Origin of the sequence: Variovorax paradoxus, assembly GCF_024734665.1 — a bacterium.
Taxonomy (GTDB): Bacteria; Pseudomonadota; Gammaproteobacteria; order Burkholderiales; family Burkholderiaceae_C; genus Variovorax.
This window is the reverse complement of the sequence record NZ_CP102931.1, coordinates 1,907,814-1,934,145: the sequence shown is the minus strand read 5'-3', so window position 1 is coordinate 1,934,145 and position 26,332 is coordinate 1,907,814. Positions and strand designations below refer to the sequence as shown.

The window sequence follows — 26,332 nt, the reverse complement described above, 5'->3', positions numbered from 1 at the left end:
ATGAAGATCAGGCCAGCGTGTAGGCCGTCTTCACCGTCGTGAAGAACTCCTGCGCATAACGGCCCTGCTCGCGCGGGCCATAGCTGCTGCCCTTGCGGCCACCGAACGGCACGTGATAGTCCACGCCGGCAGTCGGCAGGTTGACCATCACCATGCCGGCCTGGCTGTGGCGCTTGAAGTGCGTGGCGTACTTCAGCGAAGTGGTGGCGATGCCGGCCGACAGGCCAAACTCGGTGTCGTTCGCCGTGGCCAGCGCCTCTTCGTAGTTCTTCACGCGGATCACGCTCGCCACCGGGCCGAAGATCTCTTCCTTGTTGATGCGCATGGCCGCGGCCGATTCGCTGAAGAGGGCTGGCGACATGTAGTAGCCGTCGGTCTCCAACTTCAGGCGTTCGCCGCCTGCGGCCAGCGTGGCACCTTCGCTCTGGCCGATCTCGATGTAGTTCAGGTCTTGCTCGAGCTGCGACTTCGACGAGACCGGGCCCACGTCGGTGCCTTGCGCGAGCGCATCGCCCACCTTGATCTTCGCCATGCGTTCCTTCATGGCGGCAATGAACTTCGGGTAGATGCCTTCGGTGACGATGAGCCGGCTCGAGGCCGTGCAGCGCTGGCCGGTCGAATAGAAAGCGCTCTGCACGCTGAGCTCGACGGCCTGCGCGAGGTCGGCGTCATCAAGAATCACCTGCGGGTTCTTGCCGCCCATTTCGAGCTGCACCTTCTTGTGCTTGGTGACGCACTGGATCGCGATGTTGCGGCCCACGCCCACCGAGCCGGTGAAGCTGATCGCATGAATGCCGGGGTGGTTGACCAGCGCCTCGCCGATCACACTGCCGCGCCCCATCACGAGGTTGAACACGCCGGCCGGAATGCCCGAGCGGCTGATGATCTCGCTCAGCGCCCATGCGCTGCCCGGCACGAGGTCGGCGGGCTTGAGCACCACGCAGTTGCCGAAGGCCAATGCCGGTGCGATCTTCCACGCGGGAATGGCAATGGGAAAGTTCCACGGCGTGATGAGCCCGACCACGCCGACCGGCTCGCGCGTGATTTCCACGCCGATGTTGGGGCGCACCGAAGGCAGCAACTCGCCCGACAGCCGCAGGCATTCGCCCGCGAAGAACTTGAAGATCTGGCCCGCGCGCGTGGCCTCGCCAATGCCTTCGGCCTTGGTCTTGCCTTCTTCGCGCGCCAGCAGCGTGCCCAGCTCTTCCTTGCGCGCAAGAATCTCGTTGCCGATCTTGTCGAGCGCGTCGGAGCGGGCCTGCACGCTGCCCGTGGCCCAGGCCGGGAACGCCGCGGTGGCGGCTGCCACGGCGGCGTCGACATGAGCGGCATCGCCCTGCGTGTACTGGCCGAGCACATCGGACAGGTTGCTCGGGTTGACGTTGGGGCTGTAGCTTGCGCCGGCACGCCATTCGCCAGCAATGAGGTTGTCGAAGTTCTGCATGAGGTTTCCTTCAGCGGACCATGCACGGTCGCTTGTTGTCGAAAGTCCAGTTGGGAATCAAGTATTGCATTGCCTGCGCGTCGTTGCGCGCGCCAAGGCCATGCTTCAGGTACAGCTGGTGCGCCTTCTCGACTTCGTCCATGTCGAGTTCGATGCCAAGGCCACCACGCGTCGGCACCCTAACGAAGCCGCCTTCGATTTGCAATGGCACCTTCGTCAGGCGCTGGCCGTCCTGCCAGATCCAGTGCGTGTCGATGGCAGTTACCTTGCCCGGCGCGGCCGCCGCCACGTGCGTGAACATCGCCAGCGACACGTCGAAGTGGTTGTTCGAATGCGAGCCCCAGGTCAGGCCCCAGGCCTGGCACAGCTGCGCCACGCGCACCGAGCCCTGCATGGTCCAGAAATGCGGATCGGCCAGCGGAATGTCGACCGACTGCAGAGAGAGGCTGTGCACCATCTCGCGCCAGTCGGTGGCGACCATGTTGGTGGCGGTCGGCAGGCCCGTGGCACGGCGGAACTCGGCCATTACCTCGCGGCCGGAGAACACGCCTTCGGCACCGCACGGGTCTTCGGCATAGGCCATCACGCCGTGCAGGTCGCGGCACAGGCGGATCGCGTCCTGCAGCAGCCAGCCGCCGTTCGGATCGAGCGTGACCCGCGCCTTCGGAAAGCGCTCGTGCAGCGCCCGGATCGCCTCTACTTCTTCCTCGCCGCGCAGCACGCCGCCCTTGAGCTTGAAGTCGGTGAAGCCGTAGCGCGCATGCGTGGCCTCGGCCAGGCGCACGATGGCTTCGGGCGTCATGGCTTCTTCGTGGCGCAGGCGGAACCAGTCGTTGTCGGCGTTGGGGGCGCTCTCGTACGGCAGATCGGTCTTCTTGCGGTCGCCCACGTAGAAGAGATAGCCGAGCATCTGCACCGCGTCGCGCTGCTGGCCTTCGCCGAGCAGGGCCGCCACGGGCACTTCGAGGAACTGGCCGAGCAGGTCGAGCAGCGCGGCCTCGACGGCCGTCACCGCATGGATGGTCACGCGCAGGTCGAAGGTCTGCTGGCCGCGGCCGCCGCTGTCGCGGCCCGCGAAGGCGCTGCGCAGGCTGTTGAGCACCGCGTTGTGGCGGCCGATGGGCTGGCCGACGATGAGGCCGCGCGCGTCTTCGAGCGTCTGGCGGATCTTCTCGCCGCCGGGCACTTCGCCCACGCCGGTATGGCCGGCGCTGTCGGTCAGGATCAGCAGGTTGCGCGTGAAGAACGGGCCGTGCGCGCCGCTGAGGTTCATCAGCATGCTGTCGTGGCCCGCGACGGGAACCACGCGCATGCCGGTGACGACGGGTGCGCCCGACACGACTTTGGAAACAACGGATTCAGGACTTGTCATCTTCGGGCTCGGTGCCTCAGTCTGCGGTGATGTGGCGGGTGTCGATCAATGTCTTCCATCGCGCCCATTCGCGCAACTGGAAGGCGGTGAATTCTTCAGGCGTGCTGGCGACGATTTCCAGGCCCTGGTCGAGCATGCGCTTCTTCGTCTCGGGGTCTTGCATGGCGGCGATCGCGGCGTCGCTCAGCTTCTTCTTCACGGCAGGCGGCAGGCCCTTGGGCGCAGCCATGCCTTGCCAGGAGTAGACCTCTGCGCCCTTCACGCCGGCTTCGGCCAGCGTGGGCACGTCGGGCAGCACGGGCGAGCGCTTGTCGCCAGTGACCGCAATGGCGCGCAGCTTGCCCGCGCGGATGTGCGGCAGCACGGCATTCACGTTCTGGAACGAGAAGTCGACCTGGTTGCCCAGCAGGTCGTTGACCGCTGGCGCACCACCCTTGTAGGGCACGTGCACGCCTTCGGTCTTGGTCTGCTGCCAGAAGAGTTCCGCCGAGAGGTGGTCTGACGAACCATTGCCCGAGCTCGCGAACGAGACCTTGCCCGGCGTCTTGCGCAGCAGCGCCAGCACGTCGGCCACCGTGTGCTCGGGCCGCGCGACGTTGGCGACGAGCACATTGGGCGCCTGCACGGGAACGCTGATGTAGTCGAAGTCTTTGGTTGCGTCGTAGGGCACGCTCTTCTGCAGGTGCGGCGTGACGACGAAGGCGCCGAGCGAGGACACCAGCAGCGTGTAGCCGTCAGGCGCCGCGCGCTTGACGAAGCCGGTGCCGATGGTGCCTGTGGCGCCAGGCCGGTTGTCGACGACGAAGCTGCCGCCGAGCTTGGTCTGCATCTGCAGCGCGATTGCGCGCGCCACCATGTCGGTGGAGCCACCGGCCGGGAACGGCACGATGATGGTCACCGGCTTCTGCTGCGGCCATGCATCGGCTTGCGCCGAGGCATGCAGAGGCAGCAACGCGGCCGAGGCAGCCGCAAGGGCCGCGGCAAGAAGGAGTCTCTTCGTCATGCGGACTAGATCCTCACGGCCTGGCGGGCGAGCAGCTTCCAGCTTCCGCCTTGCTTCTGCCAGACGCCGAGGATCTTCAGCGCCACCTTGCCGGGCTTGCCCGAGTCGTTGGTGTCGGCCGTGAGCGTGTGGCGCACGATGGCCGTGTTGGCATCGACCACCTTGATGGTCTGCTCGGTGATGGCGATGGACACGAAGTCGGATTTGCCGTCGAGCAGGTCGCTGATGAAGCTGGCCTTGGTGTCGACCTTGCCGCCCGAGTGGCCGTAGCTCAGGTCGTCGGACACCAGCGCGCCGAGTGCGGCGGGGGTCGGGTCGACCATCGCGATGCGCAGGCGTTCGGCGGCGGCAGCCACCTCGGGCGCGGCCGATACCGCACTGCCCGCGGGCATCATTGAGCAGGCCGAGAACAGGGCTGCCGAAGCGGCGATCAGGAAAAGTTTCTTGAGGAACATGGCGTCTTGTCTCCGTTGTTGTTTGTGGTGTTCGACGCTGCGGGCTTACTGCGGGCCGAGCGCGTCGATCAGCGCCTTCAGCTGTTCCATCTCCGCGGGCTTCAGGTCGGTGAGCGGTGCACGCACGGGGCCTGCGTCATGGCCGACGATCTTTGCGCCGGCCTTGACGATGCTCACCGCATAGCCAGGGACGCGGTTGCGCAGCTCGAGGTAGGGCATGAAGAAGTTCTTCAGCAGGCGGTGCTGCGTCGGCAGGTCGTCGGCGGCCACGGCCTTGTAGAAATCCATGGCGGTCTTCGGAATGAAGTTGAAGACGGCCGACGAATACACCGGTGTGCCCATTGCCTTGTATGCGGCGGCATAGACCTCCGCCGTGGGCAGGCCGCCCAGGTAGGCGAAGCGGTCTCCCATCTTCTGGTAGATGGCGACCATGGCTTCGATGTCGCCCACGCCGTCCTTGAAGCCGACGAGGTTGGGGTTGCGCTCGGCCAGGCCGGCCAGCGTGTCGGGCTTCAGGCGGCTGGTGGCGCGGTTGTAGACGATCACGCCGAACTTCACGCTCTTGCACACGGCTTCCACGTGCGCGGCCAGGCCTTCCTGGCCGGCTTCGGTGAGGTAGTGCGGCAGCAGCAGGATGCCGTGCGCGCCGGCCTTCTCTGCAGCCTGCGCGCACTGGATGGCAAAGCGCGTGGGACCACCGGCGCCGGCAATGATCGGCACCACGCCGCGGCAGGTGTCCACTGCGGTCTTGATGATGCCGGGGTACTCCTCGCCGGTGAGCGAGAAGAACTCGCCCGTGCCGCCGGCCGCGAACAGCGCGCTCGCGCCGTAGGGGGCGAGCCATTCGAGGCGCTTGGCATAGCCCGCCGGGTTGAAGTCGCCGTTGCTGTCGAAGTCGGTCAGCGGAAACGAGAGCAGGCCGGAGCCCATGATGGTCTTGAGTTCTTGCGGGTTCATCGGGAATCGTCCAGTGAAGATTTGAAAAAAGAAAAAGGGGTGAAGCAGCCGGTCAGTCGAGCCTGACGTTGGCTTCCTTGATGACTTGCGCCCAGCGCGCGCGCTCCTTGGCGAAGAACTGGTCTTGCTCCGGCGCGGTCATGGTCACGACCTCCGCGCCCTGTCCCGCGAGGCGGGCCCGGATGTCGGGCGTGCGGATGATGCGAACCAGTTCCTTGTTGAGCCGGGCGATCACCGCGTCGGGCACGCCGCGCGCCGCGACCACGCCCTGCCAGGTGCCCGACTCGTAGCCGGGCGCGCCCTGCTCCGCGATGGTCGGCACGTTGCCGATCAGCGGCATGCGTGTGGCCTTGGACACGGCAATCAGCTTGAGCTTGCCGGCCTGCACCTGCGGGTAGGTGGCGAGCATGCCGTTCATGAGCACCTGCGTCTGGCCCGACACGGTGTCGAGCACGGCCTGCACGCCGCCCTTGTAGGGCACGTATTCCCACTTGGCGCCGACCTTGCGCTGCAGCTCGATGCCCGCCAGATGCGCGGTGCTGCCGCTGGCGGTAACGGCAAAGTTGAGATCGCTTTTCTTCGAGAGCTCGACCAGTTCCTTCAGCGTGCTGGCCTGCACCGAGGGGTGCACCACCAGCAGGTGCGGCGAATAGGCCAGCATGGACACGCTGCGCAGGTCCTTCGACGGATCGAAAGGCAGCTTGGGGTACAGCGACGGGCTGATGGCCAGCGCGCCGAGGTCGCACAGCATCAGCGTGTAGCCGTCGGCCGGCGCCTTGGCCAGCAGGTCGGCGCCGAGGTTGCCGTTGGCGCCCGCGCGGTTGTCGATGATTACCGACTGGCCCAGCGCCTCCGACAGCGGCTGGCTGATGGCCCGCGCAATGATGTCGGACGAGCCGCCCGGCGGGTACGGAACGATGATCCTGATCGGCTTCGAGGGCCAGTTGCCGGTGCCGCCCTGCGTGCCCTGCGCAATGGCGCGCAGAGGCAGGCTGGCGGCCAGCGTCGTGGCCAGTGCAGCGCCAAGTGCGCCGCGTCGGTTGATGGACATGCTGTCTCCTGTTGTTCGATGGTCGTCATGACTGCGCACGGCTGCCCGCGCGAGTTATCAGTCATCGTACAACTAGAAAAACAACTTGTCCAGCGTGCCGGACAAGAAAAACTCAGCGGGAGGGAGCGTCGTCAGGCGACGGTGCGGCGGCACCCGTGCCGGCGGCCGCATCGGCCTTCGCCTTCTGCTGCGCGGCCTCTTGCGCCATGCGCAGCCGCTCGCGGCTGTTGGTCAGGTGGATGCGCATGGCAGCGCGCGCCGACTCGGGATCGCGACGCGCGATGGCCGCATAGATTTCTTCGTGCTCGCGATTGACGCGGCTCAGATAAGGCGCGCCGCCGCCCTCGTGCGTTCGGATGGCGCTGATGCGCGTGCGCGGAATGAGCGTGGTGCCCAGGTGCCGCATGATGTCGGCGAAATACGGGTTGCCGGTCGACTGCGCGATCTGCAGGTGAAAGCGGAAGTCGGGCGCCACCGTATCCCCTGCCACCGCCACGTTGTGCTCGAAGTCGTCTAGCGCCTGGCGCATGGCGACCAGTTGCTCGTCGGTGCGGCGGGTGGCGGCAAGGCCGGCTGATTCGGTCTCCAGGCTGATGCGCAGTTCCAGCACGGCCAGCACGTCAACCGAAGCGGCGATCTCGCCCGGGTCAAGGCGAAACACCCCGCCCGCACGCGGCTGCAACACGAAGGTGCCCACGCCGTGCAGCGTCTCGACCAGCCCGCCAGCCTGCAGCTTCGACAGCGCCTCGCGCACCACGGTGCGGCTCACGCCATAGGCCTGCATGATGGCCGACTCGGTCGGCAGCTTGTCGCCGGGGCGCAGCGACTGGTTGCGGATCTTCTCGCCCAGGTCTTCCACCAGCCCATGCGCCAAGCCGCGTGCGCGCTGGCGCGGGCGGCCCACGAAAGCGGCGGACGCCGCTTCTGCCGGCGCTTCCGCTTCCGATATCAAGGGATTACCCGCAGTCGTCTGAACCATGGCCACGATGATAATCCTCAAACTAGTTGTACGACAACAGATAACTTATCACTCAACTCCTGGCGCCGCCGGCCATTCCGCCAGCGGCTTTCCGGTCTCCACGGCACCGACATGCAGCGCCCTTTCGACCTTGCTCCGTCGGCATCGTACCGGCCGCTTTCAGAAAAGCACCGTGACGGCGAGCCCTCGGAAACCATGACTCTTCCGTGTATGGACAGGCAACGATGAACGACAACAAGATGAACCGCCTCCTCCTGACCGGCGCGGCCGGCGGCCTGGGCAAGGTGCTGCGCGAGCGGCTCAAGCCGTATGCGAACGTGCTGCGCCTGTCGGACATCGCCTCGCTGGCTCCGGCCGCCGATGCGAGCGAGGAAGTCGTGCCCTGCGATCTTTCCGACAAGGCCGCGGTGCATGCGCTGCTCGAAGGCTGCGACGCCATCGTCCACCTGGGCGGCGTCTCGGTCGAGCGCCCGTTCGAGGAAATCCTCGAGGCCAACATCAAGGGCATCTTCAACGTGTACGAGGCTGCGCGCCGCCATGGTGTGAAGCGCGTGGTGTTTGCGAGCTCCAACCACGTGATCGGCTTCTACAAGCAGAGCGAGCACATCGACGCGCATGCCGTACGCCGGCCCGACGGCTACTACGGTCTGTCGAAGTCCTTCGGCGAGGACATGGCGCAGTTCTACTTCGACCGCTGGGGCATCGAGACCGTGAGCATCCGCATCGGCTCGTCGTTTCCCGAGCCGGCCAACCGCCGGATGATGAGCACCTGGCTCAGCTACCGCGACCTGACCTCGCTGATCGAGAAGTCGCTGTTCACGCCCGACGTGAAGCACACCGTGGTTTACGGCATGTCGAACAACCGCGACGTGTGGTGGGACAACAGCGCGGCCGCGCACCTGGGCTTCGTGCCGCAGGACAGCTCGGAGGTGTTCCGCGACAAGGTCGAGGCACAGCCGCCCGTCGCGCCGACCGATCCGAATGCGATCTACCAGGGCGGCGCCTTCACGGCCCAGGGCCCATTCGGCGATGAACGCTGAACTCGTTCTCGACGCACGCAACGGCACCGGCGAAAGCCCGGTGTGGCATGCGGTCGAACAGGCGCTCTACTGGGTCGATATTCCCGCGCGCACGCTGAACCGCTGGCATGCGGGCGAAGGCCATGCAAAGTGGACCGCGAACGAAATGATCGCGTGCATCGCGCCGCGTGCCGACGCACCGGGCGAATGGATCGCCGGCATGGAGAGCGGCCTGTTCTCGCTGAAGCCGCAGGCCGACGGCACGCTGGCCGCCACCTCGCTCGCCTCGGTCGAACATGCGGCCCCGGCCATGCGCTTCAACGACGGCCGCTGCGACCGCCAGGGCCGCTTCTGGGCCGGCACGATGCTGCTCGACATGGCGGCGGGCGCACGCGTCGGCCGCCTCTACAGCTACAGCAAGAACGACGACAAGGCAACCCTGCGCCTGGACGACTTCATCGTGCCCAACGGCCTGGCCTTCAGCCCCGACGGCCGCACGATGTATCTCTCGGATTCGCACCCCACGGTGCAAGCCGTCTGGGTCTTCGACTACGACACGGAAACCGGCACGCCAAGCAACCGCCGCCTCTTCATCGACATGAAGCCCCTGCCCGGCCGCCCCGACGGCGCCGCCATGGACACCGACGGCTGCTATTGGATCTGCGGCAACGACGCCGGCCTGGTGCACCGCTTCACGCCCGACGGCCGGCTCGACCGCTCGCTCGAAGTGCCGGTGAAGAAGCCCGCGATGTGCGCCTTCGGCGGCCCGGCCCTCGACACCCTGTTCGTCACCTCCATACGACCCGGCGGCATCGACCTGTCGGACCAGCCATTGGCCGGCGGCGTATTCGCCCTGCGGCCCGGCGCCCAGGGCGTTCCGGAGCCGACGTTCGGCGCCTGACCTTTTTTCGACAACCACCAAGCAAGAGGATGAGACAAATGAAATTCACCAAGACCCTGATCGCACTTTCCGCGTGCGCCGCAGCCGCGCTGACCACACTGGCTGCACACGCCACCGAGTTCCGTTCGGCCGACATCCACCCCGACGACTACCCCACCGTGACCGCGGTGAAGTTCATGAGCGAGCGCCTGAAGGCGCTGTCGGGCGGCAAGCACAGCATCAAGGTGTTCAACAACAGTTCGCTCGGCAGTGAGAAGGACACGATCGAGCAGACCAAGATCGGTGCGCTGCAGATGGTGCGCGTGAACATCGCGCCCATGAACAACATCTGTGCCGAGACGCAGGTGCCGACCATGCCCTTCCTGTTCCGCTCGGTCGACCACCTGCACAAGGTGCTCGACGGCCCGATCGGCGAAGAGATCCTGAAGTCGTGCGAGAAGCAGGGCTTCATCGGCCTGGCCTACTACGACAGCGGCGCGCGCTCGATGTTCACGGCCAAGAAGCCGGTGCGCACCTTCGCCGACATGAAGGGCCTGAAGGTTCGCGTGCAGCAGTCCGACCTGTGGGTGTCGATGCTCGAGGCCATGGGCGCCAACGCCACGCCAATGCCCATGGGCGAGGTCTACACGGGCCTGAAGACCGGTCTGATCGACGCCGCCGAGAACAACTACCCCACGTATGAGAGCGCGCGCGCCTTCGAAGTGGCCAAGTACTACAGCAAGACCGAGCACTCGATGGCGCCCGAGATGCTGCTGTTCTCCAAGCGCGCGTGGGACAAGCTCTCGACCGAAGAGCAAGGCTGGATCCGCCAGGCCGCCAAGGAATCGGTGCCCTACATGCGCAAGCAGTGGGAAGAGCGTGAAGTGAAGTCGCTGGCCACGGTGAAGGCCGGCGGCGCCGAGATCATCGAAGTCGACAAGGCTCCGTTCCAGGCAGCGATGAAGCCGGTGTACGACAAGTTCATCACCGACGCGAAGCTGAAAGACCTCGTCAAGCGCGTGCAGGAAACGAAGTAAGCCCGCCCTCGTCGATTCGACCCGCTCCCCTCCTTCCCCCTCGGGGGAAGGGCAAAGAAAATCTATGTACACCAAACTTTGCCGCACCCTCGCACGTGCCTGCATGTGGTTGGGCATCTTCGGTCTCGTCGCGGTGATCTGCGCCGTGAGCTGGCAGGTGTTCGGCCGCTACGTGCTCAACAACACCCCCACCTGGGCCGAAAGCCTCGCGCTGCTGCTGGTGCTCTACGTCACCATGCTCGGCGTGGCCGTGGGCGTGCGCGACGCGGGCCATATCGGACTCGAATCCTTCCTCGTGCTCGCGCCCGACTGGCTGCGGCTGAAGATGGAATACCTCATCCACGCGCTGATCCTGCTGTTCGGCATTGCCATGGCCTGGAACTGCGCCTCGCTCGCCGAATCGGTGTGGGACTACAGATTGCCCACGCTCTGGATCTCCGAAGGCTGGAAGTACGTGCCCGCCGCCGTGTCGGGTGTCCTCATCGTGATGTTCTCCATCGAACACATCATCGCGCTCGCCCAAGGCCGCGAAGTCGAACCTGCCTGGGCCTGAGCCACCATGACCATTCCTCTGCTCATTCTCTGCATCTCGTTCACGCTCTTCCTGCTGCTGGGCGTGCCGGTCGCTTTTTCCATCGGCCTGTCGGCCCTTGCCACGCTGCTCTATGAAGGACTGCCGCTGGCAGTCGGCTTCCAGCAGATGACCTCCGGCATGGGGATCTTCTCGTTCCTGGCCATTCCGTTCTTCATCTTCGCCGGCGAGCTGATGCTCTACGGCGGCATTGCGGACCGCATCGTCAACCTGGCGCGCGACCTCGTGGGCCACGTGCGCGGCGGCCTCGGCATGTCGAACGTGGTGGCCTGCACGCTGTTCGGCGGCGTCTCGGGTTCGCCCGTGGCGGACGTCTCGGCCATGGGTGCCGTGATGATCCCGATGATGAAGAAGGAGGGCTATCACGCCGACTACGCAGTCAACGTGACGACCCATGCGGCACTGGTCGGCGCGCTGATGCCGACCAGCCACAACCTGATCATCTATTCGCTCGCAGCAGGCGGCAAGGTGTCGATTGCGGCGCTGATCCTGGCGGCGCTGCTGCCGGCAGCAGTTCTCACCATCAGCAACCTCGCGGCCGCCTACCTGGTGGCGGTGAAGCGTGGCTACCCGGCCGGCAGCTTCCCGGGCTGGTCCATCGTGGCGCGCTCGTTCGCGGCAGCGCTGCCGGGCCTGTTCATCGTGGTGCTGATCCTGGGCGGCATCCTGTCGGGCGTGTTCACAGCAACCGAGTCTGCGGCGGTGGCGGTGCTGTATGCGCTGGGCCTCACGATCTTCGTGTACCGCACGCTGAAGTGGGAGCACTTCATCAAGGCGGCCTCGAAGGCGGTGCGCACCACGGGCGTGATCCTGCTGCTGATCGGCATCTCCAGCACCTTCGGCTACCTCATCAGCCTGTACGGCGTGGCCGAGCTCACGGGCGAGATGCTGTCGCAGGTAACCAGCACACCATGGGTGATCTTCCTGCTGATCAACATCATCCTGTTCGTGCTCGGCACCTTCCTGGACATGGCGGCCACCATCCTGCTGTGCACGCCGATCTTCCTGCCCATTGCCCAGCACTACGGCATGACCTCGGTGCAGTTCGGCATCGTGATGCTGATCAACTGCGCGCTGGGTCTCAACACGCCGCCGGTGGGCACGACGCAGTTCGTCGGCTGCGCGATCGGCGGGGTATCGGTGGGCACGGTGATGAAGACCATCTGGCCGTTCTACGGGGCATTGATCTTTGCGCTGGGAGTAGTCACATTCGTTCCCGCGTTCTCGACCTGGCTGCCCAGCATGTTCATGGTGGTGAAGTAAGCAAGGAGCCCACGATGTCCGAACCCACCCGCCCACCGCTCTACATCCGCATCCATGCGGCAGACAACGTGGCCATCGTCGCGAACGACGGCGGGCTGAAGGCCGGCGCGGAGTTCGCCGACGGCCTTCGGCTGGTGGACAACGTCCCGCAAGGCCACAAGGTCGCGCTGGTCCACCTGGCCGAAGGCGACGCCATCCGCCGCTACGACGTGGTGATCGGCTACGCACTGAAGGCGCTGCCGCGCGGCAGCTGGGTGCACGAGCGCGTGATGCGCATGCCGACCGCGCCCGAGCTCGACGGCCTGCCCATCGCCACGGTCAAGCCCCCTGTCCTGCCGCCGCTGGAGGGCTACACCTTCGAGGGCTACCGCAACGCCGACGGCTCGGTGGGTTCGCGCAACATCCTGGCCATCACGCAGACGGTGCAGTGCGTGGCCGGCGTGACCGACTTCGCGGTGCAGCGCATCAAGGCCGAGCTGCTGCCCAAGTACCCGAACGTCGACGACGTGGTGGCGCTGGCGCACACCTACGGCTGCGGCGTGGCCATCGATGCGCCCGATGCCATCGTGCCGATCCGCACGCTGCGCAACATCAGCCTCAATCCGAACTTCGGCGGCGAGGTGATGGTCGTGAGCCTGGGCTGCGAGAAGCTGCAGCCCGAGCGGCTGCTGCCGCCGGGGAGCATTCCCATCGTCGACAAGCGCGGCGAAATCGAAGGCGAGGAAGGTGACGCGGAACTCGACGTGGTCTGCCTGCAGGACGACGAGCACGTCGGCTTCATGTCGATGATCGATTCGGTCATGCGGCAGGCCGAGGAACACCTCGCGCGGCTCAACAAGCGCAGGCGCGAAACCGTGCCCGCCAGCGAACTGGTGGTGGGCGTGCAGTGCGGCGGCAGCGACGCCTTCTCGGGCGTCACCGCCAATCCCGCCGTGGGCTTCTGCACCGACCTGCTGGTGCGCGCGGGCGCCACAGTGATGTTCTCGGAAGTGACCGAGGTGCGCGACGGCATCGACCAGCTCACCTCGCGCGCATCCACGCCCGAGGTGGCCGAGGCCATGATCCGCGAGATGGCCTGGTACGACGCCTACCTGCAGAAGGGCCTCGTCGATCGCAGCGCCAACACCACGCCGGGCAACAAAAAAGGCGGGCTGTCGAACATCGTCGAGAAGGCGATGGGCTCGATCGTCAAGTCGGGCTCGACCCCAATCACCGGCGTGCTCGCACCCGGCGAGAAGGCAATGCAGAAGGGCCTGATCTACGCCGCCACGCCGGCCAGCGACTTCATCTGCGGCACGCTGCAGCTGGCGGCCGGCATCAACCTGCATGTGTTCACCACCGGCCGCGGCACGCCCTACGGGCTGGCCGAAGTGCCGGTGATCAAGGTCGCGACGCGCAGCGACCTCGCACGCCGCTGGCACGACCTGATGGACGTGAACGCGGGCCGCATCGCCGATGGCGACGCCACCATCGAGGACATCGGCTGGGAGATGTTCCACCTGATGCTCGACGTGGCCAGCGGCCGCAAGAAAACCTGGGCCGAGCACTGGAAGCTGCACAACGCGCTGGTGCTGTTCAACCCGGCCCCGGTCACCTGACTCTTTTCATTCCCTTCAGACACGGAGCGACGACATGGAAGACCTCAAGGACAAGACCGCGCTCGTCACCGGTGCCAGCACCGGCATCGGTGCCGCGGTGGCCATCGCATTCGCCGCACGCGGCATGCGCGTGGCGGTGCACTACAACAGCTCGGCCGATGCGGCGAACCGGGTGGTCGACACCATCCGCGCAGCCGGCGGCACGGCCTTCGCGCTGAAGGCCGACGTGCGCGACACGGCCGCGATCCGCGAGTGCGTGAAGCAGGCCGCGGCACAGTTCGGTGGCCGCATCGACGTGCTGGTGAACAACGCTGGCAGCCTGGTCAAGCGCGTGCCCATCGCCGAGTTCGACGATGCGCTGTTCGACGAGGTGATGCACATCAATGCGCGCTCGGTGCTCGCGTTCTGCCGCGAGGTGGTTCCACTGATGCGCTCGCAGGGCGGCGGCAACATCATCAACGTGACCTCGGTTGCTGCGCGCACCGGCGGCGGGCCGGCCGCGTATCTGTACGCGGGCTCGAAGGGCTTCGTGAGCACGGCGACACACGGGCTCGCGAAGGAACTGGTGGGCGACCACATCCGCGTGAACGCGGTGGCACCGGGCGTCATTCAGACGCCGTTCCAGGACCGCTTTTCGACGCCCGCGATGCTGGAGAACTTCCGCGCCAGCATTCCGATGGGCCGCATCGGCGAGCCCGAGGAATGTGTGGGCGCTTTCCTCTATCTCGCCTCGGAGCAGCTCTCGAGCTACGTCACCGGGCAGGTGATCGAGGTGAACGGAGGCCAGTACATGCCCTGACGTGCGAGGACAGTGAGGAAGCCCACAGAGGAAACACCCCGGGGCTGAAGGATCAGATCAACAACGGAGACAAAGACATCATGAAGAGAAGCCAACTTCTTCGCGGCATCGCCGCCCTCTCGGCCACAGCCGCGCTCTCGCTCGGGCTGGCCACGCCAGCCGCGGCGCAGGCCGATTTTCCGAACCGCACTATCGAACTGCTGGTGCCCTACCAGCCCGGCGGCGGCACCGATGGCCTGGCGCGTGCGTTCGCCGAGGCGAGCCGCAAGCACATCTCGCAGAGCATCGTGATCGTCAACCGCCCCGGCGCGGGCGGCGCCATCGGCTGGACGGAAGTGATCAACGCCAAGCCCGACGGCTACAAGCTCGCGGTGCTCACGGTCGAGCTGCTGACGCTGCCGCACCTGGGCCTGGCCAAGTTCAACTACGACGACTTCCAGCCCATCGCACAGCTCAACGCCGACCCGGCCGCGATCACGGTGAAGGCCGATGCGCCATGGAACACCATCGAGGAATTCCTCGCCGCCGCGAAGAAGTCGCCAGAGAGCGTGCGCGTGGGCAACTCGGGCAACGGCTCGATCTGGCACCTTGCCGCCGCGGCACTGGAAGACAAGACCGGCACCAAGTTCGGCCACATCCCGTTCCAGGGCGCCGCACCCGCGGTGCTTGCGCTGCTTGGCGGCCACATCGAGGCCGTGGCGGTGAGCCCCGCTGAAGTGACGACGCACGTGCAGGGCGGCAAGCTCAAGGTGCTGATGGTGATGGCCGACAAGCGCGTGAAGGGCTTCGAGAAAGTGCCCACCGCCAAGGAGCGCGGCATCGACCTCTCGATCGGCACCTGGCGCGGCCTCGGCGCGCCGAAGAACACGCCGCCCGAAGTGATGGCGAAGCTGCGCGAGATCACCGCCAAGACCGCCGCCGAGCCGCTGATGCACGAAGTGATGGACAAGCAGAACCTCGGCTATGTCTACACGGACGGTGCGGTATTCAAGGAAACGCTGGCCAAGGACAACGTGTACTTCAAGCAGCTCATCACCAAGCTCAACATCAAACCCTGAGCCGCACAGCCATGAAAAAAACAACCATCGCATCGCTGCTGTGGCTGGCCGCCATCGGCCCGGCCTCGGCCGCGACCTGGGTCTATGTGTCGAACGCCGACAGCCAGGAAATCTCGGTGCTCGAACTCGACCGGGCCCAGGGCGCGCTCAAGCCGGTGCAGACGCTGAACGTCGGCGGCACGGTGATGCCGATGGTGGTGAGCCGCGACAAGCGCGTGCTGTATGCCGCGCTGCGCTCGCAGCCGTTTCGCGTGACGGCGTTGTCGATCGACGGCGCCACCGGCAAGCTGCAGAAGCTTGGCGAAGCGCCGCTGGCCGACAGCATGGCCAACATCGACCTGGACGCGAGCGGCAAGTGGCTCTTCGCGGCCTCGTACCAGGGCGGCAAGATCACGGTCAACGCCATCGGCAAGGACGGCGCGGTGGGCCCTATCCATCAGCTGATCCAGACCGGGCCCAACGCGCACGCGATCCATGCGGACGCGAGCAACCGCTTCGTGCTCGCGACAAGCCTCGGCGGCGACAACGTGTCGAGCTGGCGCTTCGATGCGGAGAAGGGATTGCTGTCGCCCAATGATCCGCCGCTGACCACCACCGCAGCGAAGGCGGGCCCGCGCCACTTTGTTTGGGACAAGGCGCAGCGCCACGTCTATCTGCTGGACGAGCTCGACGCGGCGCTGCACGTGTTCGCGTGGGATGCCGCGCGCGGCACGCTCAAGCTCGAACAGAGCACGACCACGCTGCCAGCCGGCTTCACCGGCAAGCCCTGGGCCGCCGACCTGCACCTGACGCCCGATGGGCGCTACCTGTACGCGTCGGAGCGCACGACGAGCACGCTGTCGACATTCAAGGTCGATGCCGCCACGGGGCAGTTGCAGCCTCTCGGACAGACCTCGACCGAGAAAACGCCGCGCGGCTTCGCCATCGATGCCACCGGGCGCTACCTGATCGCCGCGGGGCAGGAGTCGAACGGCATCTCGCTCTACACCATCGACGCCGCCACCGGCGCGCTGGGCAAGCCCCAGCACCTGGACGTGGGCAAGAACCCGAACTGGATCGAGATCGTCGACATGCCCTGACGGGCGCCGCACCACATATCAATAGGAGACCTTCGCATGCAACGCCGCACACTCATTCGCACCGCCCTCGCCTCTTCGCTCGCCGCCGGTCTTCCGGTGGCCTTCGCGCAGAGCAGCAACAACTGGCCGACGGGCAAGGCCATCACCTATCTCGTGCCCTTTCCCGCGGGCGGCACCACCGACGTGCTGGGCCGGCTGATCGGGCAGAAGCTCGGCACCGTGCTGGGCACGAGCGTAATCATCGACAACAAGGGCGGGGCCGGCGGCAGCGTTGGCTCCGAAGTCGGCGCGCGCGCGGCGCCCGATGGCTTCACGCTGATCGGCGGCACCATCAGCTCGCACGCGATCAACGTGAGCCTGTATCCGAAGATCGGTTACGACCCGCAGAAGTCGTTCGCGCCGGTCACGCTGATCGGCACCAATCCGGTGGTGCTGGTGGTGAATCAGGCGAGCCCGTACAAAACCTTGAAGGATGTGATGGCCGCGAGCAAGGCCAAGACGGGCGGGCTCTCGTCGGCCTCGGCCGGCACGGGCACCTCGCAGCATCTGGCGCTGGAACTGCTGGCCTTCAAGTCGGGCGTGAAGTTCACGCACATTCCGTACAAGGGCAGCGGCCCGGCGATCCAGGACGTGATCGGCGGACAGGTCGACATGATGTTCGACACCACGGTGGTCGCGGGCCCGCACATCCAGAGCGGCAAGCTGCGCGCGATCGCCGTCACATCGTCGAAGCGCCTGGCCTCGATGCCCGACGTGCCGACGGTGGCCGAGTCGGGCGTGCCGGGCCTGCAAGACTTCGAGGTGGTGTCGTGGCAGGCGATCTTCGTGCCCGCGGGCACGCCTGCACCGGTCGTCGACCGGCTGCACACCGAGATCCGCAAGATCCTCGCAACGCCCGAGATGCAGGACAAGCTCAAGGGCTTCGGCATGGAGCCGACCGACCTGAGCACCACGCAGATCGCGGCGTTCCAGAAGGCCGAAGTGGAGAAGTGGGCGCAGGTGATCAAGGCGGCGGGGATCAAGGCGGATTGACCGACTGACTGCGGGCCGGGAGAACCAAGGGAAGCTTCCTACGCGCCGGGGGGGAAGCGCTTTATAGAATGCCCCTCCGATTCCGCATTCCAGGCCTTCCCCACGTGTCCGACCGCTCTGCCGTACTGCCCCAATACCTGTTCCCCAAGCAGGCACTGACCAATTTCGCCGGCTGGGTTGCGGGCAAGGAACGGGGCGCCGTGACGACGTGGATCATCCGGCGCTTCGTGGCCAAGTACGGCGTGGACATGGGCGAGGCGCTGGAGTCGGACATCCAGCACTACAAGAGCTTCAACCAGTTCTTCACCCGCGCACTCAAGCCCGGTGCGCGGCCGCTCGCGCAGGCCGACCTGGTCTGCCCCGTGGACGGCGCGATCAGCCAGTTCGGCGCGATCCAGGGCGACCAGATCTTCCAGGCCAAGGGCCACAACTACACAACCACCGCACTGGTCGGCGGCGACGCAGCGCTGGCCGCGAAGTTCGCGCACGGCAGCTTCGCCACGCTGTACCTGAGCCCCAAGGACTACCACCGCATCCACATGCCTTGCGACGGGCGGCTGGTGCGCATGATCCATGTGCCGGGCGACCTGTTCTCGGTGAACCCCACCACGGCGCGCGGCGTGCCCGGCCTGTTCGCGCGCAACGAGCGAGTGGTGTGCGTCTTCGAATCGGCGCACGGGCCCTTCGTGCTGGTGCTGGTGGGCGCCACCATCGTCGGCAGCATGGCCACCGTGTGGCACGGCGTGGTCAATCCGCCGCGCGTGGGCGAACTGCGCGAGTGGCACTACACCGACCAGCAGATCGACATCCGCAAGGGCGACGAGATGGGCCGTTTCTTGCTCGGGTCGACGGTCGTCATGCTGTTCCCGGCGCCCGCGCTGGCCTTCAACCAGGACTGGTCGCCCACGCGCGCGATCCGCCTGGGCGAAGCCATGGCCAACTACACCAATTTGTGAGTGTTTGTCTCACAACCCGCATGCAGCATGCCCTGACAGCTATAAAACTAGTAGCATCCTCCTCGATTGCGCTATAGTCGCCGGCCAACGAGACGGTTCATACCAACCACAAGAACGCTTCGAGGAGATGATGTCGATGAGTACCAAGGAAAACGCAGCCGTCAGCCAGTTGCTCGCCCTGCTCGAAGCCCGCTACGCACTGCGCGTGCTCTGGGCCCTGCGCGACGGCCATGCGCAGACCTTCCGGCTGCTTCAGGACAGCGTGGGCAGCATCACTCCCAACACGCTCAACACCCGCATCAAGGAACTGCGCGAGGCCGGCATCGTCGGCCACGGCAGCGACGGCTACAGCCTCACGCTCAGCGGGCAAGACCTGCTCAAGCGCCTTTCCGACCTGCAGGCCTTTGCCGGTAAATGGCAACTGGGACAACTCAAGAAAGCGGCGGCACCCGCAGCGGTCGCACCGCCCGCCGCGGCGGTTTCTCCAGCGGTCGCGCCCGCTTCGGCCCCAGTGGCAGCGCCTGCGTCCACACCCGCGCCCCCCTCCGACGACACCAGCCAGAGCTGACGGACCACAGGCCGGCCTTCCCGGCATCGGTAAACTCCGCGCCTTCGATCCACTGATCTCACATCGACGCAAGGAGCGTTTCTCATGCCTACCACTCCCTCCGGCCTGCAATACGAAGACACCGAAGTCGGCACCGGCGCCGAAGCCAAGGCCGGCCAGCACGTGCACGTGCACTACACCGGCTGGCTCTACAACGACGGCGTGCAAGGCGCCAAGTTCGATTCGAGCCGCGACCGCAACGACCCGTTCGCGTTCTCGCTGGGCGCGGGCCAGGTCATCAAGGGCTGGGACGAAGGCGTGGCCGGCATGAAGATCGGCGGCAAGCGCACGCTGATCATTCCCGCATCGCTGGGCTATGGCGCTCGCGGCGCCGGCGGCGTGATCCCGCCGAACGCCACCCTGAAGTTCGACGTCGAACTCCTGGACGCACACTGAGCATTCGAGCCGGCGGCTCCAAGGCCCGATTCCGGGCCTTTTTCATGCCTCCGCGGCCCTTTTGGCCGCGTTTTTTCGCTTGAAATGCTTTGGGCCAGCCCCATGTGGCTGGCTAACGTTTGTTTTCCGGCACATGCCGGTTCTTTGAAAAATGTCTGACCCGCAACAATCCGCACAGAATTCTCAAATGCTGCAAGGCGAGCCAAGCCCCGAAGAACTGGAGGCTGCGCACGCCGCCAATGAAGCCGAGGCGCTCGACGCCCTGGCCGTGGCACAAGGCGAACTCGCCGCCCTGCAGACCAAGAATGCCGAACTTGCCGACCAGTACCTGCGCGCCCAGGCCGATGTGCAGAACGCCCGTCGTCGCGCCGACGACGAGATCACCAAGGCCCGCAAGTTCGCCGTCGAGGCCTTTGCCGAGAGCCTGCTGCCGGTGACCGACAGCCTCGAAGCCGGCCTGGCCATCAAGGACGCCACCCCTGAGCAGATCCGCGAAGGCGCCGAAGCCACCCTGCGCCAGCTCAAGAGCGCACTCGAACGCAACAAGGTGATCGAAGTGGCCCCCGCGCCCGGCACCAAGTTCGACCCGCACCAGCACCAGGCCATCTCGGTGGTGCCCGCCGCCGACCAGGAGCCGAACACCGTGGTGAGCGTGCTGCAGAAGGGCTACACCATCAACGACCGCGTGCTGCGCCCGGCGCTGGTCACGGTCAGCGCGCCGAAGTAAGCGGCTCGCATCGGCACACAAGATTCCCACAGGAAATCCCCGCTTCATACCTTGAATCGCGACGGGTTATCCACAAGTTCATAACAACATATTTTTCAGGCTTTCAGGAGTAAAGAACATGGCAAAGATCATCGGCATCGACCTCGGCACCACCAACTCGTGCGTGTCGATCATGGAAGGCAACACCACGCGTGTGATCGAGAACTCGGAAGGTGCGCGCACCACGCCGTCGATCGTCGCGTACCAGGAAGACGGTGAAGTGCTGGTCGGTGCCTCGGCCAAGCGCCAGGCCGTCACCAACCCCAAGAACACGCTGTACGCGATCAAGCGCCTGATCGGCCGCAAGTTCGAGGAAAAGGAAGTCCAGAAGGACATCGACCTGATGCCCTACACCATCGCCAAGGCCGACAACGGCGACGCATGGGTGGAAGTGCGGGGCAAGAAGATGGCGCCGCAACAGGTCAGCGCCGACATCCTGCGCAAGATGAAGAAGACCGCCGAAGACTACCTCGGCGAAACCGTGACCGAAGCCGTGATCACGGTGCCGGCCTACTTCAACGACGCCCAGCGCCAGGCCACCAAGGACGCCGGCCGCATCGCGGGCCTCGACGTCAAGCGCATCATCAACGAGCCCACCGCTGCTGCCCTGGCCTTCGGCCTCGACAAGCAGGACAAGGCCGACCGCAAGATCGCCGTGTATGACCTCGGCGGCGGTACCTTCGACGTGTCGATCATCGAAATTGCCGACGTCGACGGCGAGAAGCAGTTCGAAGTGCTGTCGACCAACGGCGACACCTTCCTGGGCGGCGAAGACTTCGACCAGCGCATCATCGACTACATCATTGCCGAGTTCAAAAAGGACCAGGGCGTCGACCTGAGCAAGGACGTGCTTGCGCTCCAGCGCCTGAAGGAAGCCGCTGAAAAGGCCAAGATCGAACTGTCGAACAGCGCGCAGACCGACATCAACCTGCCCTACATCACGGCCGATGCGTCGGGTCCGAAGCACCTGAACATCAAGCTCACCCGTGCCAAGCTCGAAAGCCTGGTCGACGAGCTGGTCGAGCGCACCATCGCGCCTTGCCGCCTGGCCATCAAGGACGCCGGCATCAGCGTGTCGGACATCAACGACGTGATCCTGGTCGGCGGCATGACCCGCATGCCCAAGGTGCAGGAAAAGGTGAAGGCCTTCTTCGGCAAGGAGCCGCGCAAGGACGTGAACCCCGACGAAGCCGTGGCTGTGGGCGCTGCCATCCAGGGCCAGGTGCTCTCGGGTGACCGCAAGGACGTGCTGCTGCTCGACGTGACGCCGCTGTCGCTCGGCATCGAGACCATGGGTGGCGTGATGACCAAGATGATCACGAAGAACACCACGATCCCGACGAAGTTCGCGCAGACCTTCTCGACCGCCGAAGACAACCAGCCGGCCGTGACGATCAAGGTGTTCCAGGGCGAGCGTGAAATCGCTTCGGGCAACAAGGCGCTCGGCGAATTCAATCTCGAAGGCATTCCGCCGGCATCGCGCGGCACGCCGCAGATCGAGGTGAGCTTCGACATCGACGCCAACGGCATCCTGCACGTCGGCGCAAAGGACAAGGGCACCGGCAAGGAAAACAAGATCACCATCAAGGCGAACTCGGGCCTCTCCGAGGACGAGATCCAGAAGATGGTGAAGGACGCCGAACTCAACGCCGAAGACGACAAGAAGAAGCTCGAAATCGTGCAGGCGCGCAACCAGGGCGAGGCAATGGTGCACAGCGTGAAGAAGTCGCTGGGCGAACATGGTGCAAGCCTCGAAGCCGCCGAGAAGGACGCGATCGAAGCAGCGATCAAGGACCTGGAAGAAGCCCTCAAGGGTGAAGACAAGACCGTGATCGAGGAAAAGACCAACACGCTGATGACCGCAAGCCAGAAGCTGGGCGAGAAGATGTACGCCGAATCGCAGGCTGCAGCCGGCGCCTCGGCCGCCTCAGGCCCGGGTGGCGCGGAAGCTGCTGCAAGCGCTCAGGCCGACGACAACGTGGTCGACGCCGAAGTGAAAGAAGTCAAGAAGGGCTGATCTTCAGCCCCTTGAGCAAGGCTGGAACACCTGAAAAGGTGCTCCAGCCTTTCTCGCTTCAAGTTACCCGAGTTCCCGCTGCTTTCCTGATCTGCTGATCGACCTGCCATGGCCACCAAACGCGACTACTACGAAACCCTCGGCGTCCCCAAGAACGCGAGCGAGGAAGAAATCAAGAAGGCTTATCGCAAGCTTGCGATGAAGCACCACCCCGACCGCAACCACGGCGACACCTCGAAGGAGGCCGAGGCCAAGTTCAAGGAGGTGAAGGAAGCCTACGAAATGCTGTCCGACGGACAGAAGCGCGCGGCCTACGACCAGTACGGCCATGCCGGCGTCGACCCCAACATGCGCGGCGGCCCGGGCGCGGAAGGCTTCGGCGGTTTCGCGGAAGCCTTCGGCGACATCTTCGGCGACGTGTTCGGTGGCGGCGGCCGAGGCCGCACCAGCAGCGGCCGCCAGGTGTTCCGCGGCAGCGACCTGAGCTACGCGATGGAGATCTCGCTCGAAGAGGCTGCAGAAGGCAAGACCACCGAGATCCGCATTCCCACCTGGGACGAGTGCGACACCTGCCATGGCTCAGGCGCGAAACCTGGCACCAAGCCCATCACCTGCACCACCTGCCACGGCGCGGGCGCGGTGCAGATGCGCCAGGGCTTCTTCAGCGTGCAGCAGACCTGCCCCACCTGCCACGGCAGCGGCAAGATCGTTCCCGAGCCCTGCACCGTGTGCCATGGCCAAGGCAAGATCAAGCGCAACAAGACGCTCGAAGTGAAGATCCGCGCGGGCATCGACGACGGCCAGCGCATGCGCGTGACCGGCAGCGGCGAGCCAGGCGTCAACGGCGGCCCGCCGGGCGACCTGTACATCGAGATCCGGCTCAGGAAGCACGACATCTTCGAGCGCGACGGCGACAACCTGCACTGCGTGGTGCCCGTGAGCATGACCACGGCAGCGCTGGGCGGCGAGATCAACGTGCCCACGCTCAAGGGCGCGGCGGCCATCGACATTCCCGAAGGTACGCAAAGCGGCAAGCAGTTCCGCCTGCGCGGCAAGGGCATCAAGGGCGTGAACTCGAGCTACCCAGGCGACCTGTACTGCCACGTGCGCGTCGAGACGCCGGTGAAGCTCACCGAGTTCCAGCGCAAGCTGCTCAAGGAACTCGACGAGTCGCTCAAGAAAGGCGGCGAGAAGCACAGTCCGACCGACAAGGGCTGGTTCGACAAGGCGAAGGAATTCTTCAGCTGAGTTGGCTCGTGAGCACCAAAGGCGTGCAGGGGCTGGCTAGCGGCCTTGATCCCCACGCCGTCCGGCGCCAGCGTTACGCGCCGGACCTGTTCTCCATCCGAGAGATGTAACGCCGGGGGCTTCACTTTCAGTGGATGCCACCACCTCCAACCAGGGCCGCTTAGCGGCCCTTTGTCATGCTGGAGTCGCCGGACTGGTGCATCCAGCCCTCCCAGGCCCGTAGCAGGCACATTGGCAGTGCGTCTTGCACCTCTGCGGTACATGCCGACCCGCGCCCAAGCTTCCTTCCCACGCCAACACGCGCAAGCGGCCCATCAAAAAGTGGCGCGAGGATTGCTTTTATATTTTTTTTGGCTGTGCAATAAACCAAACGACAGACCGCGCGTTATTGCAGGAGACGCCCGTTTTTTTGAGCCCCGAGGCTCAATAGGCGATGCTTTCCCGGAGAAAAGGCAAAAACGGACGATAGCCATTTGGCATAGGTGTTTTCACCCGGGGAGAATTAGGAAAGCGAGCCTTTGAATTTAACTGAAATCCGGAAATTTGTTCCTTGTTTTTCGTTGAACTTTACTCGTCCGTGTGGTTCTGAATTAACAAATGATTTGCCGGGTTCAATCTTTGCTTTATGCTGATTGTTAGCAGATTGTTGTAAGGGAGTTTTCCGCGGCATGCAGCCATGGGCAGGCACACCTTTAAATGTTGCGCAAGGCCTTTGCTGCACGCCATCGGGCTAAAAGCCCACTGACTTGATGGAGGCGTGACCATGGATGTGATCAGCAACTTTGCCGCCCGCTACGAGCGCACCCGCGAGGAAGTCATCTCGCTGCAGGACTATCTGGACATCTGCAAGCGTGACCCCACGGCCTACGCCACCGCCTCCGAGCGCATGCTCAAGGCCATCGGCGACCCGGAGCTGGTCGATACGCGCAACGACCCCCGTCTTTCGCGCATCTTCGCCAACAAGGTCATCAAGATCTATCCGGCGTTCAAGGAGTTCTATGGCATGGAAGACGCCATAGAACAGGTGGTGTCCTATTTCCGCCACGCAGCCCAGGGGCTGGAAGAAAAGAAGCAAATCCTTTACCTGCTGGGCCCTGTCGGCGGCGGCAAGAGCTCGATCGCCGAGCGCCTGAAGCAGCTGATGGAGCACGTGCCCTTCTACGCCATCCAGGGCTCGCCGGTGAACGAATCCCCGCTCGGCCTCTTCGACACGCTCGAAGACGGGGAGATCCTTGAAAAAGAATACGGCATCCCGCGCCGGTACCTGAATCGAATTCTCTCGCCCTGGGCCGTCAAGCGGCTCGAGGAGTACGGCGGCGACATACGCCAGTTCAAGATCGTCAAGCGCTTCCCGTCGGTGCTGCGGCAGATCGCCGTCGCCAAGACCGAGCCCGGCGACGAGAACAACCAGGACATTTCCTCGCTGGTCGGCAAGGTCGACATCCGCAAGCTGGAAACCTACGCCCAGGACGACCCCGACGCATACGCCTACTCCGGCGGCCTGTGCCTGGCCAACCAGGGCCTGCTGGAGTTCGTGGAAATGTTCAAGGCGCCCATCAAGGTGCTGCACCCTCTGCTCACGGCAACGCAGGAAAGCAACTTCAAGGGCACCGAAGGCTTCGGCGCCATTCCGTTCGACGGCATCGTGCTCGCGCACAGCAACGAGAGCGAGTGGAAGGCCTTCCGCAACAACAAGAACAACGAGGCTTTCCTCGACCGGATCTACATCGTCAAGGTGCCCTACTGCCTGCGCGCCTCGGAAGAAATCAAGATCTACGAGAAGCTGGTGCGCAACTCGTCGCTGGCCCAGGCGCCCTGCGCGCCCGGAACGCTGCGCATGATGGCCCAGCTCTCGGTGCTCACCCGCCTGAAGGAGCCCGAAAATTCCAGCACCTTCAGCAAGATGCAGGTGTACGACGGCGAGAACCTCAAGGACACCGACCCCAAGGCCAAGTCGATTCAGGAGTACCGCGACTACGCGGGCGTCGACGAAGGCATGAGCGGTGTGTCGACGCGCTTCGCCTTCAAGATCATCTCGAAGGTCTTCAACTTCGACAGCTCGGAAGTGGCCGCAAACCCGGTGCACCTGATGTACGTGCTTGAACAGCAGATCGAACGCGAGCAGTTCGCGCCCGAGATCGAGCAGAAGTACATCAGCTACATCAAGGAGCTGCTGGCGCCTCGCTATGCCGAGTTCATCGGCAAGGAGATCCAGACCGCCTACCTCGAGAGCTACAGCGAGTACGGCCAGAACATCTTCGACCGCTACGTCACCTACGCCGACTACTGGATCCAGGACCAGGAGTTTCGCGACGTCGACACCGGCGAAGTGTTCGATCGCGCCTCGCTCAATGGCGAACTTGAGAAGATCGAGCGGCCCGCGGGCATCGGCAACCCGAAGGACTTCCGCAACGAGATCGTCAACTTCGTGCTGCGCGCACGGGCTGGCAACGCAGGGCGCAACCCGGCGTGGACCAGCTACGAAAAGCTGCGCGCGGTGATCGAGAAGAAGATGTTCTCCAACACCGAAGAGCTCCTGCCGGTGATCAGCTTCAACACCAAGAGCAGCGCCGACGAACAGAAGAAGCACGAAGACTTCGTGACCCGCATGGTCGAGAAGGGCTACACGGCCAAGCAGGTTCGCCTGCTCTGCGAGTGGTATCTGCGGGTGCGCAAGAGTTCATAAAAAAGACGACCCTTCGTTCGTTCTCTCTTTGCAAGGAG

General features: G+C 65.0%; 24 protein-coding genes. 17 read left to right on the top strand and 7 right to left on the bottom strand.

What is annotated here, in order from left to right; genetic code table 11:
* Positions 1–7: 7 nt before the first annotated feature.
* From NWF24_RS09005 to NWF24_RS08975, 7 genes are all read right to left on the bottom strand, one after another.
* Entirely contained in the window at positions 8–1,444 is a 1,437-nt protein-coding gene (locus tag NWF24_RS09005; protein ID WP_093077759.1) for an aldehyde dehydrogenase family protein, read from the bottom strand.
* 10 nt (positions 1,445–1,454) lie between these two features.
* Positions 1,455–2,816, bottom strand: a complete 1,362-nt coding sequence (gene gudD / locus NWF24_RS09000) for a glucarate dehydratase (RefSeq protein ID WP_258353888.1) — start codon at positions 2,814–2,816, stop codon at positions 1,455–1,457.
* 16 nt (positions 2,817–2,832) lie between these two features.
* Positions 2,833–3,819 carry a Bug family tripartite tricarboxylate transporter substrate binding protein gene (locus NWF24_RS08995; RefSeq protein ID WP_258353887.1) on the bottom strand — a complete coding sequence of 329 codons (987 nt, stop codon included), beginning with the start codon at positions 3,817–3,819 and terminating at the stop codon, positions 2,833–2,835.
* Positions 3,820–3,824: 5 nt separating this feature from the next.
* The gene (locus NWF24_RS08990) at positions 3,825–4,274 is read right to left on the bottom strand and encodes a nuclear transport factor 2 family protein (RefSeq protein WP_258353886.1); all 450 of its coding nucleotides are present in this window, start codon (positions 4,272–4,274) and stop codon (positions 3,825–3,827) included.
* A 45-nt stretch (positions 4,275–4,319) separates the two neighbouring features.
* On the bottom strand, positions 4,320–5,231 hold the full coding sequence (kdgD, locus tag NWF24_RS08985; RefSeq protein ID WP_258353885.1) for a 5-dehydro-4-deoxyglucarate dehydratase: 912 nt from the start codon (positions 5,229–5,231) through the stop codon (positions 4,320–4,322).
* Between the two features lie 52 nt (positions 5,232–5,283).
* A complete protein-coding gene (locus NWF24_RS08980; protein ID WP_258353884.1) occupies positions 5,284–6,282 on the bottom strand; it encodes a Bug family tripartite tricarboxylate transporter substrate binding protein in 999 nt (332 codons plus the stop codon).
* Between the two features lie 112 nt (positions 6,283–6,394).
* The gene (locus tag NWF24_RS08975; RefSeq protein ID WP_258353883.1) at positions 6,395–7,261 is read right to left on the bottom strand and encodes a FadR/GntR family transcriptional regulator; all 867 of its coding nucleotides are present in this window, start codon (positions 7,259–7,261) and stop codon (positions 6,395–6,397) included.
* 224 nt (positions 7,262–7,485) lie between these two features.
* Between NWF24_RS08975 and NWF24_RS08970 the strand changes: the two genes are divergently transcribed.
* The 17 genes from NWF24_RS08970 (at position 7,486) to NWF24_RS08890 (ending at position 26,294) form a co-directional block, all read left to right on the top strand.
* On the top strand, positions 7,486–8,301 hold the full coding sequence (locus NWF24_RS08970) for an NAD-dependent epimerase/dehydratase family protein (RefSeq protein WP_093051367.1): 816 nt from the start codon (positions 7,486–7,488) through the stop codon (positions 8,299–8,301).
* Positions 8,291–9,181, top strand: a complete 891-nt coding sequence (locus tag NWF24_RS08965) for an SMP-30/gluconolactonase/LRE family protein (protein WP_258353882.1) — start codon at positions 8,291–8,293, stop codon at positions 9,179–9,181. The genes NWF24_RS08970 and NWF24_RS08965 overlap by 11 nt, the downstream gene beginning before the upstream one ends.
* A gap of 38 nt (positions 9,182–9,219) precedes the next feature.
* Positions 9,220–10,197, top strand: coding sequence for a TRAP transporter substrate-binding protein (locus NWF24_RS08960; RefSeq protein WP_258353881.1), 978 nt, complete (start codon positions 9,220–9,222; stop codon positions 10,195–10,197).
* Between the two features lie 64 nt (positions 10,198–10,261).
* Positions 10,262–10,750 carry a TRAP transporter small permease gene (locus NWF24_RS08955; protein WP_093051376.1) on the top strand — a complete coding sequence of 163 codons (489 nt, stop codon included), beginning with the start codon at positions 10,262–10,264 and terminating at the stop codon, positions 10,748–10,750.
* A gap of 6 nt (positions 10,751–10,756) precedes the next feature.
* A complete protein-coding gene (locus tag NWF24_RS08950) occupies positions 10,757–12,052 on the top strand; it encodes a TRAP transporter large permease (RefSeq protein ID WP_093051379.1) in 1,296 nt (431 codons plus the stop codon).
* A 14-nt stretch (positions 12,053–12,066) separates the two neighbouring features.
* Positions 12,067–13,650, top strand: a complete 1,584-nt coding sequence (gene garD / locus NWF24_RS08945; RefSeq protein WP_258353880.1) for a galactarate dehydratase — start codon at positions 12,067–12,069, stop codon at positions 13,648–13,650.
* 34 nt (positions 13,651–13,684) lie between these two features.
* Positions 13,685–14,449 (top strand): SDR family NAD(P)-dependent oxidoreductase, encoded by a 765-nt coding sequence (locus tag NWF24_RS08940; RefSeq protein ID WP_258353879.1) that lies wholly within the window; start codon positions 13,685–13,687, stop codon positions 14,447–14,449.
* An 80-nt stretch (positions 14,450–14,529) separates the two neighbouring features.
* Positions 14,530–15,507 carry a Bug family tripartite tricarboxylate transporter substrate binding protein gene (locus NWF24_RS08935; protein WP_258353878.1) on the top strand — a complete coding sequence of 326 codons (978 nt, stop codon included), beginning with the start codon at positions 14,530–14,532 and terminating at the stop codon, positions 15,505–15,507.
* An 11-nt stretch (positions 15,508–15,518) separates the two neighbouring features.
* Positions 15,519–16,586 carry a lactonase family protein gene (locus tag NWF24_RS08930; protein ID WP_258353877.1) on the top strand — a complete coding sequence of 356 codons (1,068 nt, stop codon included), beginning with the start codon at positions 15,519–15,521 and terminating at the stop codon, positions 16,584–16,586.
* A 36-nt stretch (positions 16,587–16,622) separates the two neighbouring features.
* The gene (locus NWF24_RS08925) at positions 16,623–17,618 is read left to right on the top strand and encodes a Bug family tripartite tricarboxylate transporter substrate binding protein (RefSeq protein WP_258353876.1); all 996 of its coding nucleotides are present in this window, start codon (positions 16,623–16,625) and stop codon (positions 17,616–17,618) included.
* Positions 17,619–17,722: 104 nt separating this feature from the next.
* The gene (gene asd, locus NWF24_RS08920; RefSeq protein ID WP_258353875.1) at positions 17,723–18,574 is read left to right on the top strand and encodes an archaetidylserine decarboxylase; all 852 of its coding nucleotides are present in this window, start codon (positions 17,723–17,725) and stop codon (positions 18,572–18,574) included.
* 136 nt (positions 18,575–18,710) lie between these two features.
* On the top strand, positions 18,711–19,142 hold the full coding sequence (locus NWF24_RS08915; RefSeq protein WP_258353874.1) for a winged helix-turn-helix transcriptional regulator: 432 nt from the start codon (positions 18,711–18,713) through the stop codon (positions 19,140–19,142).
* 84 nt (positions 19,143–19,226) lie between these two features.
* Entirely contained in the window at positions 19,227–19,577 is a 351-nt protein-coding gene (locus tag NWF24_RS08910; RefSeq protein WP_013540334.1) for an FKBP-type peptidyl-prolyl cis-trans isomerase, read from the top strand.
* A gap of 151 nt (positions 19,578–19,728) precedes the next feature.
* Complete coding sequence (gene grpE / locus NWF24_RS08905; protein WP_258353873.1) at positions 19,729–20,304, top strand: nucleotide exchange factor GrpE; 576 nt, start codon at positions 19,729–19,731, stop codon at positions 20,302–20,304.
* A 118-nt stretch (positions 20,305–20,422) separates the two neighbouring features.
* Positions 20,423–22,360, top strand: a complete 1,938-nt coding sequence (gene dnaK / locus NWF24_RS08900) for a molecular chaperone DnaK (RefSeq protein ID WP_258353872.1) — start codon at positions 20,423–20,425, stop codon at positions 22,358–22,360.
* A gap of 108 nt (positions 22,361–22,468) precedes the next feature.
* On the top strand, positions 22,469–23,608 hold the full coding sequence (gene dnaJ / locus NWF24_RS08895; RefSeq protein WP_258353871.1) for a molecular chaperone DnaJ: 1,140 nt from the start codon (positions 22,469–22,471) through the stop codon (positions 23,606–23,608).
* Positions 23,609–24,371: 763 nt separating this feature from the next.
* A complete protein-coding gene (locus NWF24_RS08890; protein ID WP_093051862.1) occupies positions 24,372–26,294 on the top strand; it encodes a PrkA family serine protein kinase in 1,923 nt (640 codons plus the stop codon).
* Positions 26,295–26,332 lie beyond the last annotated feature (38 nt).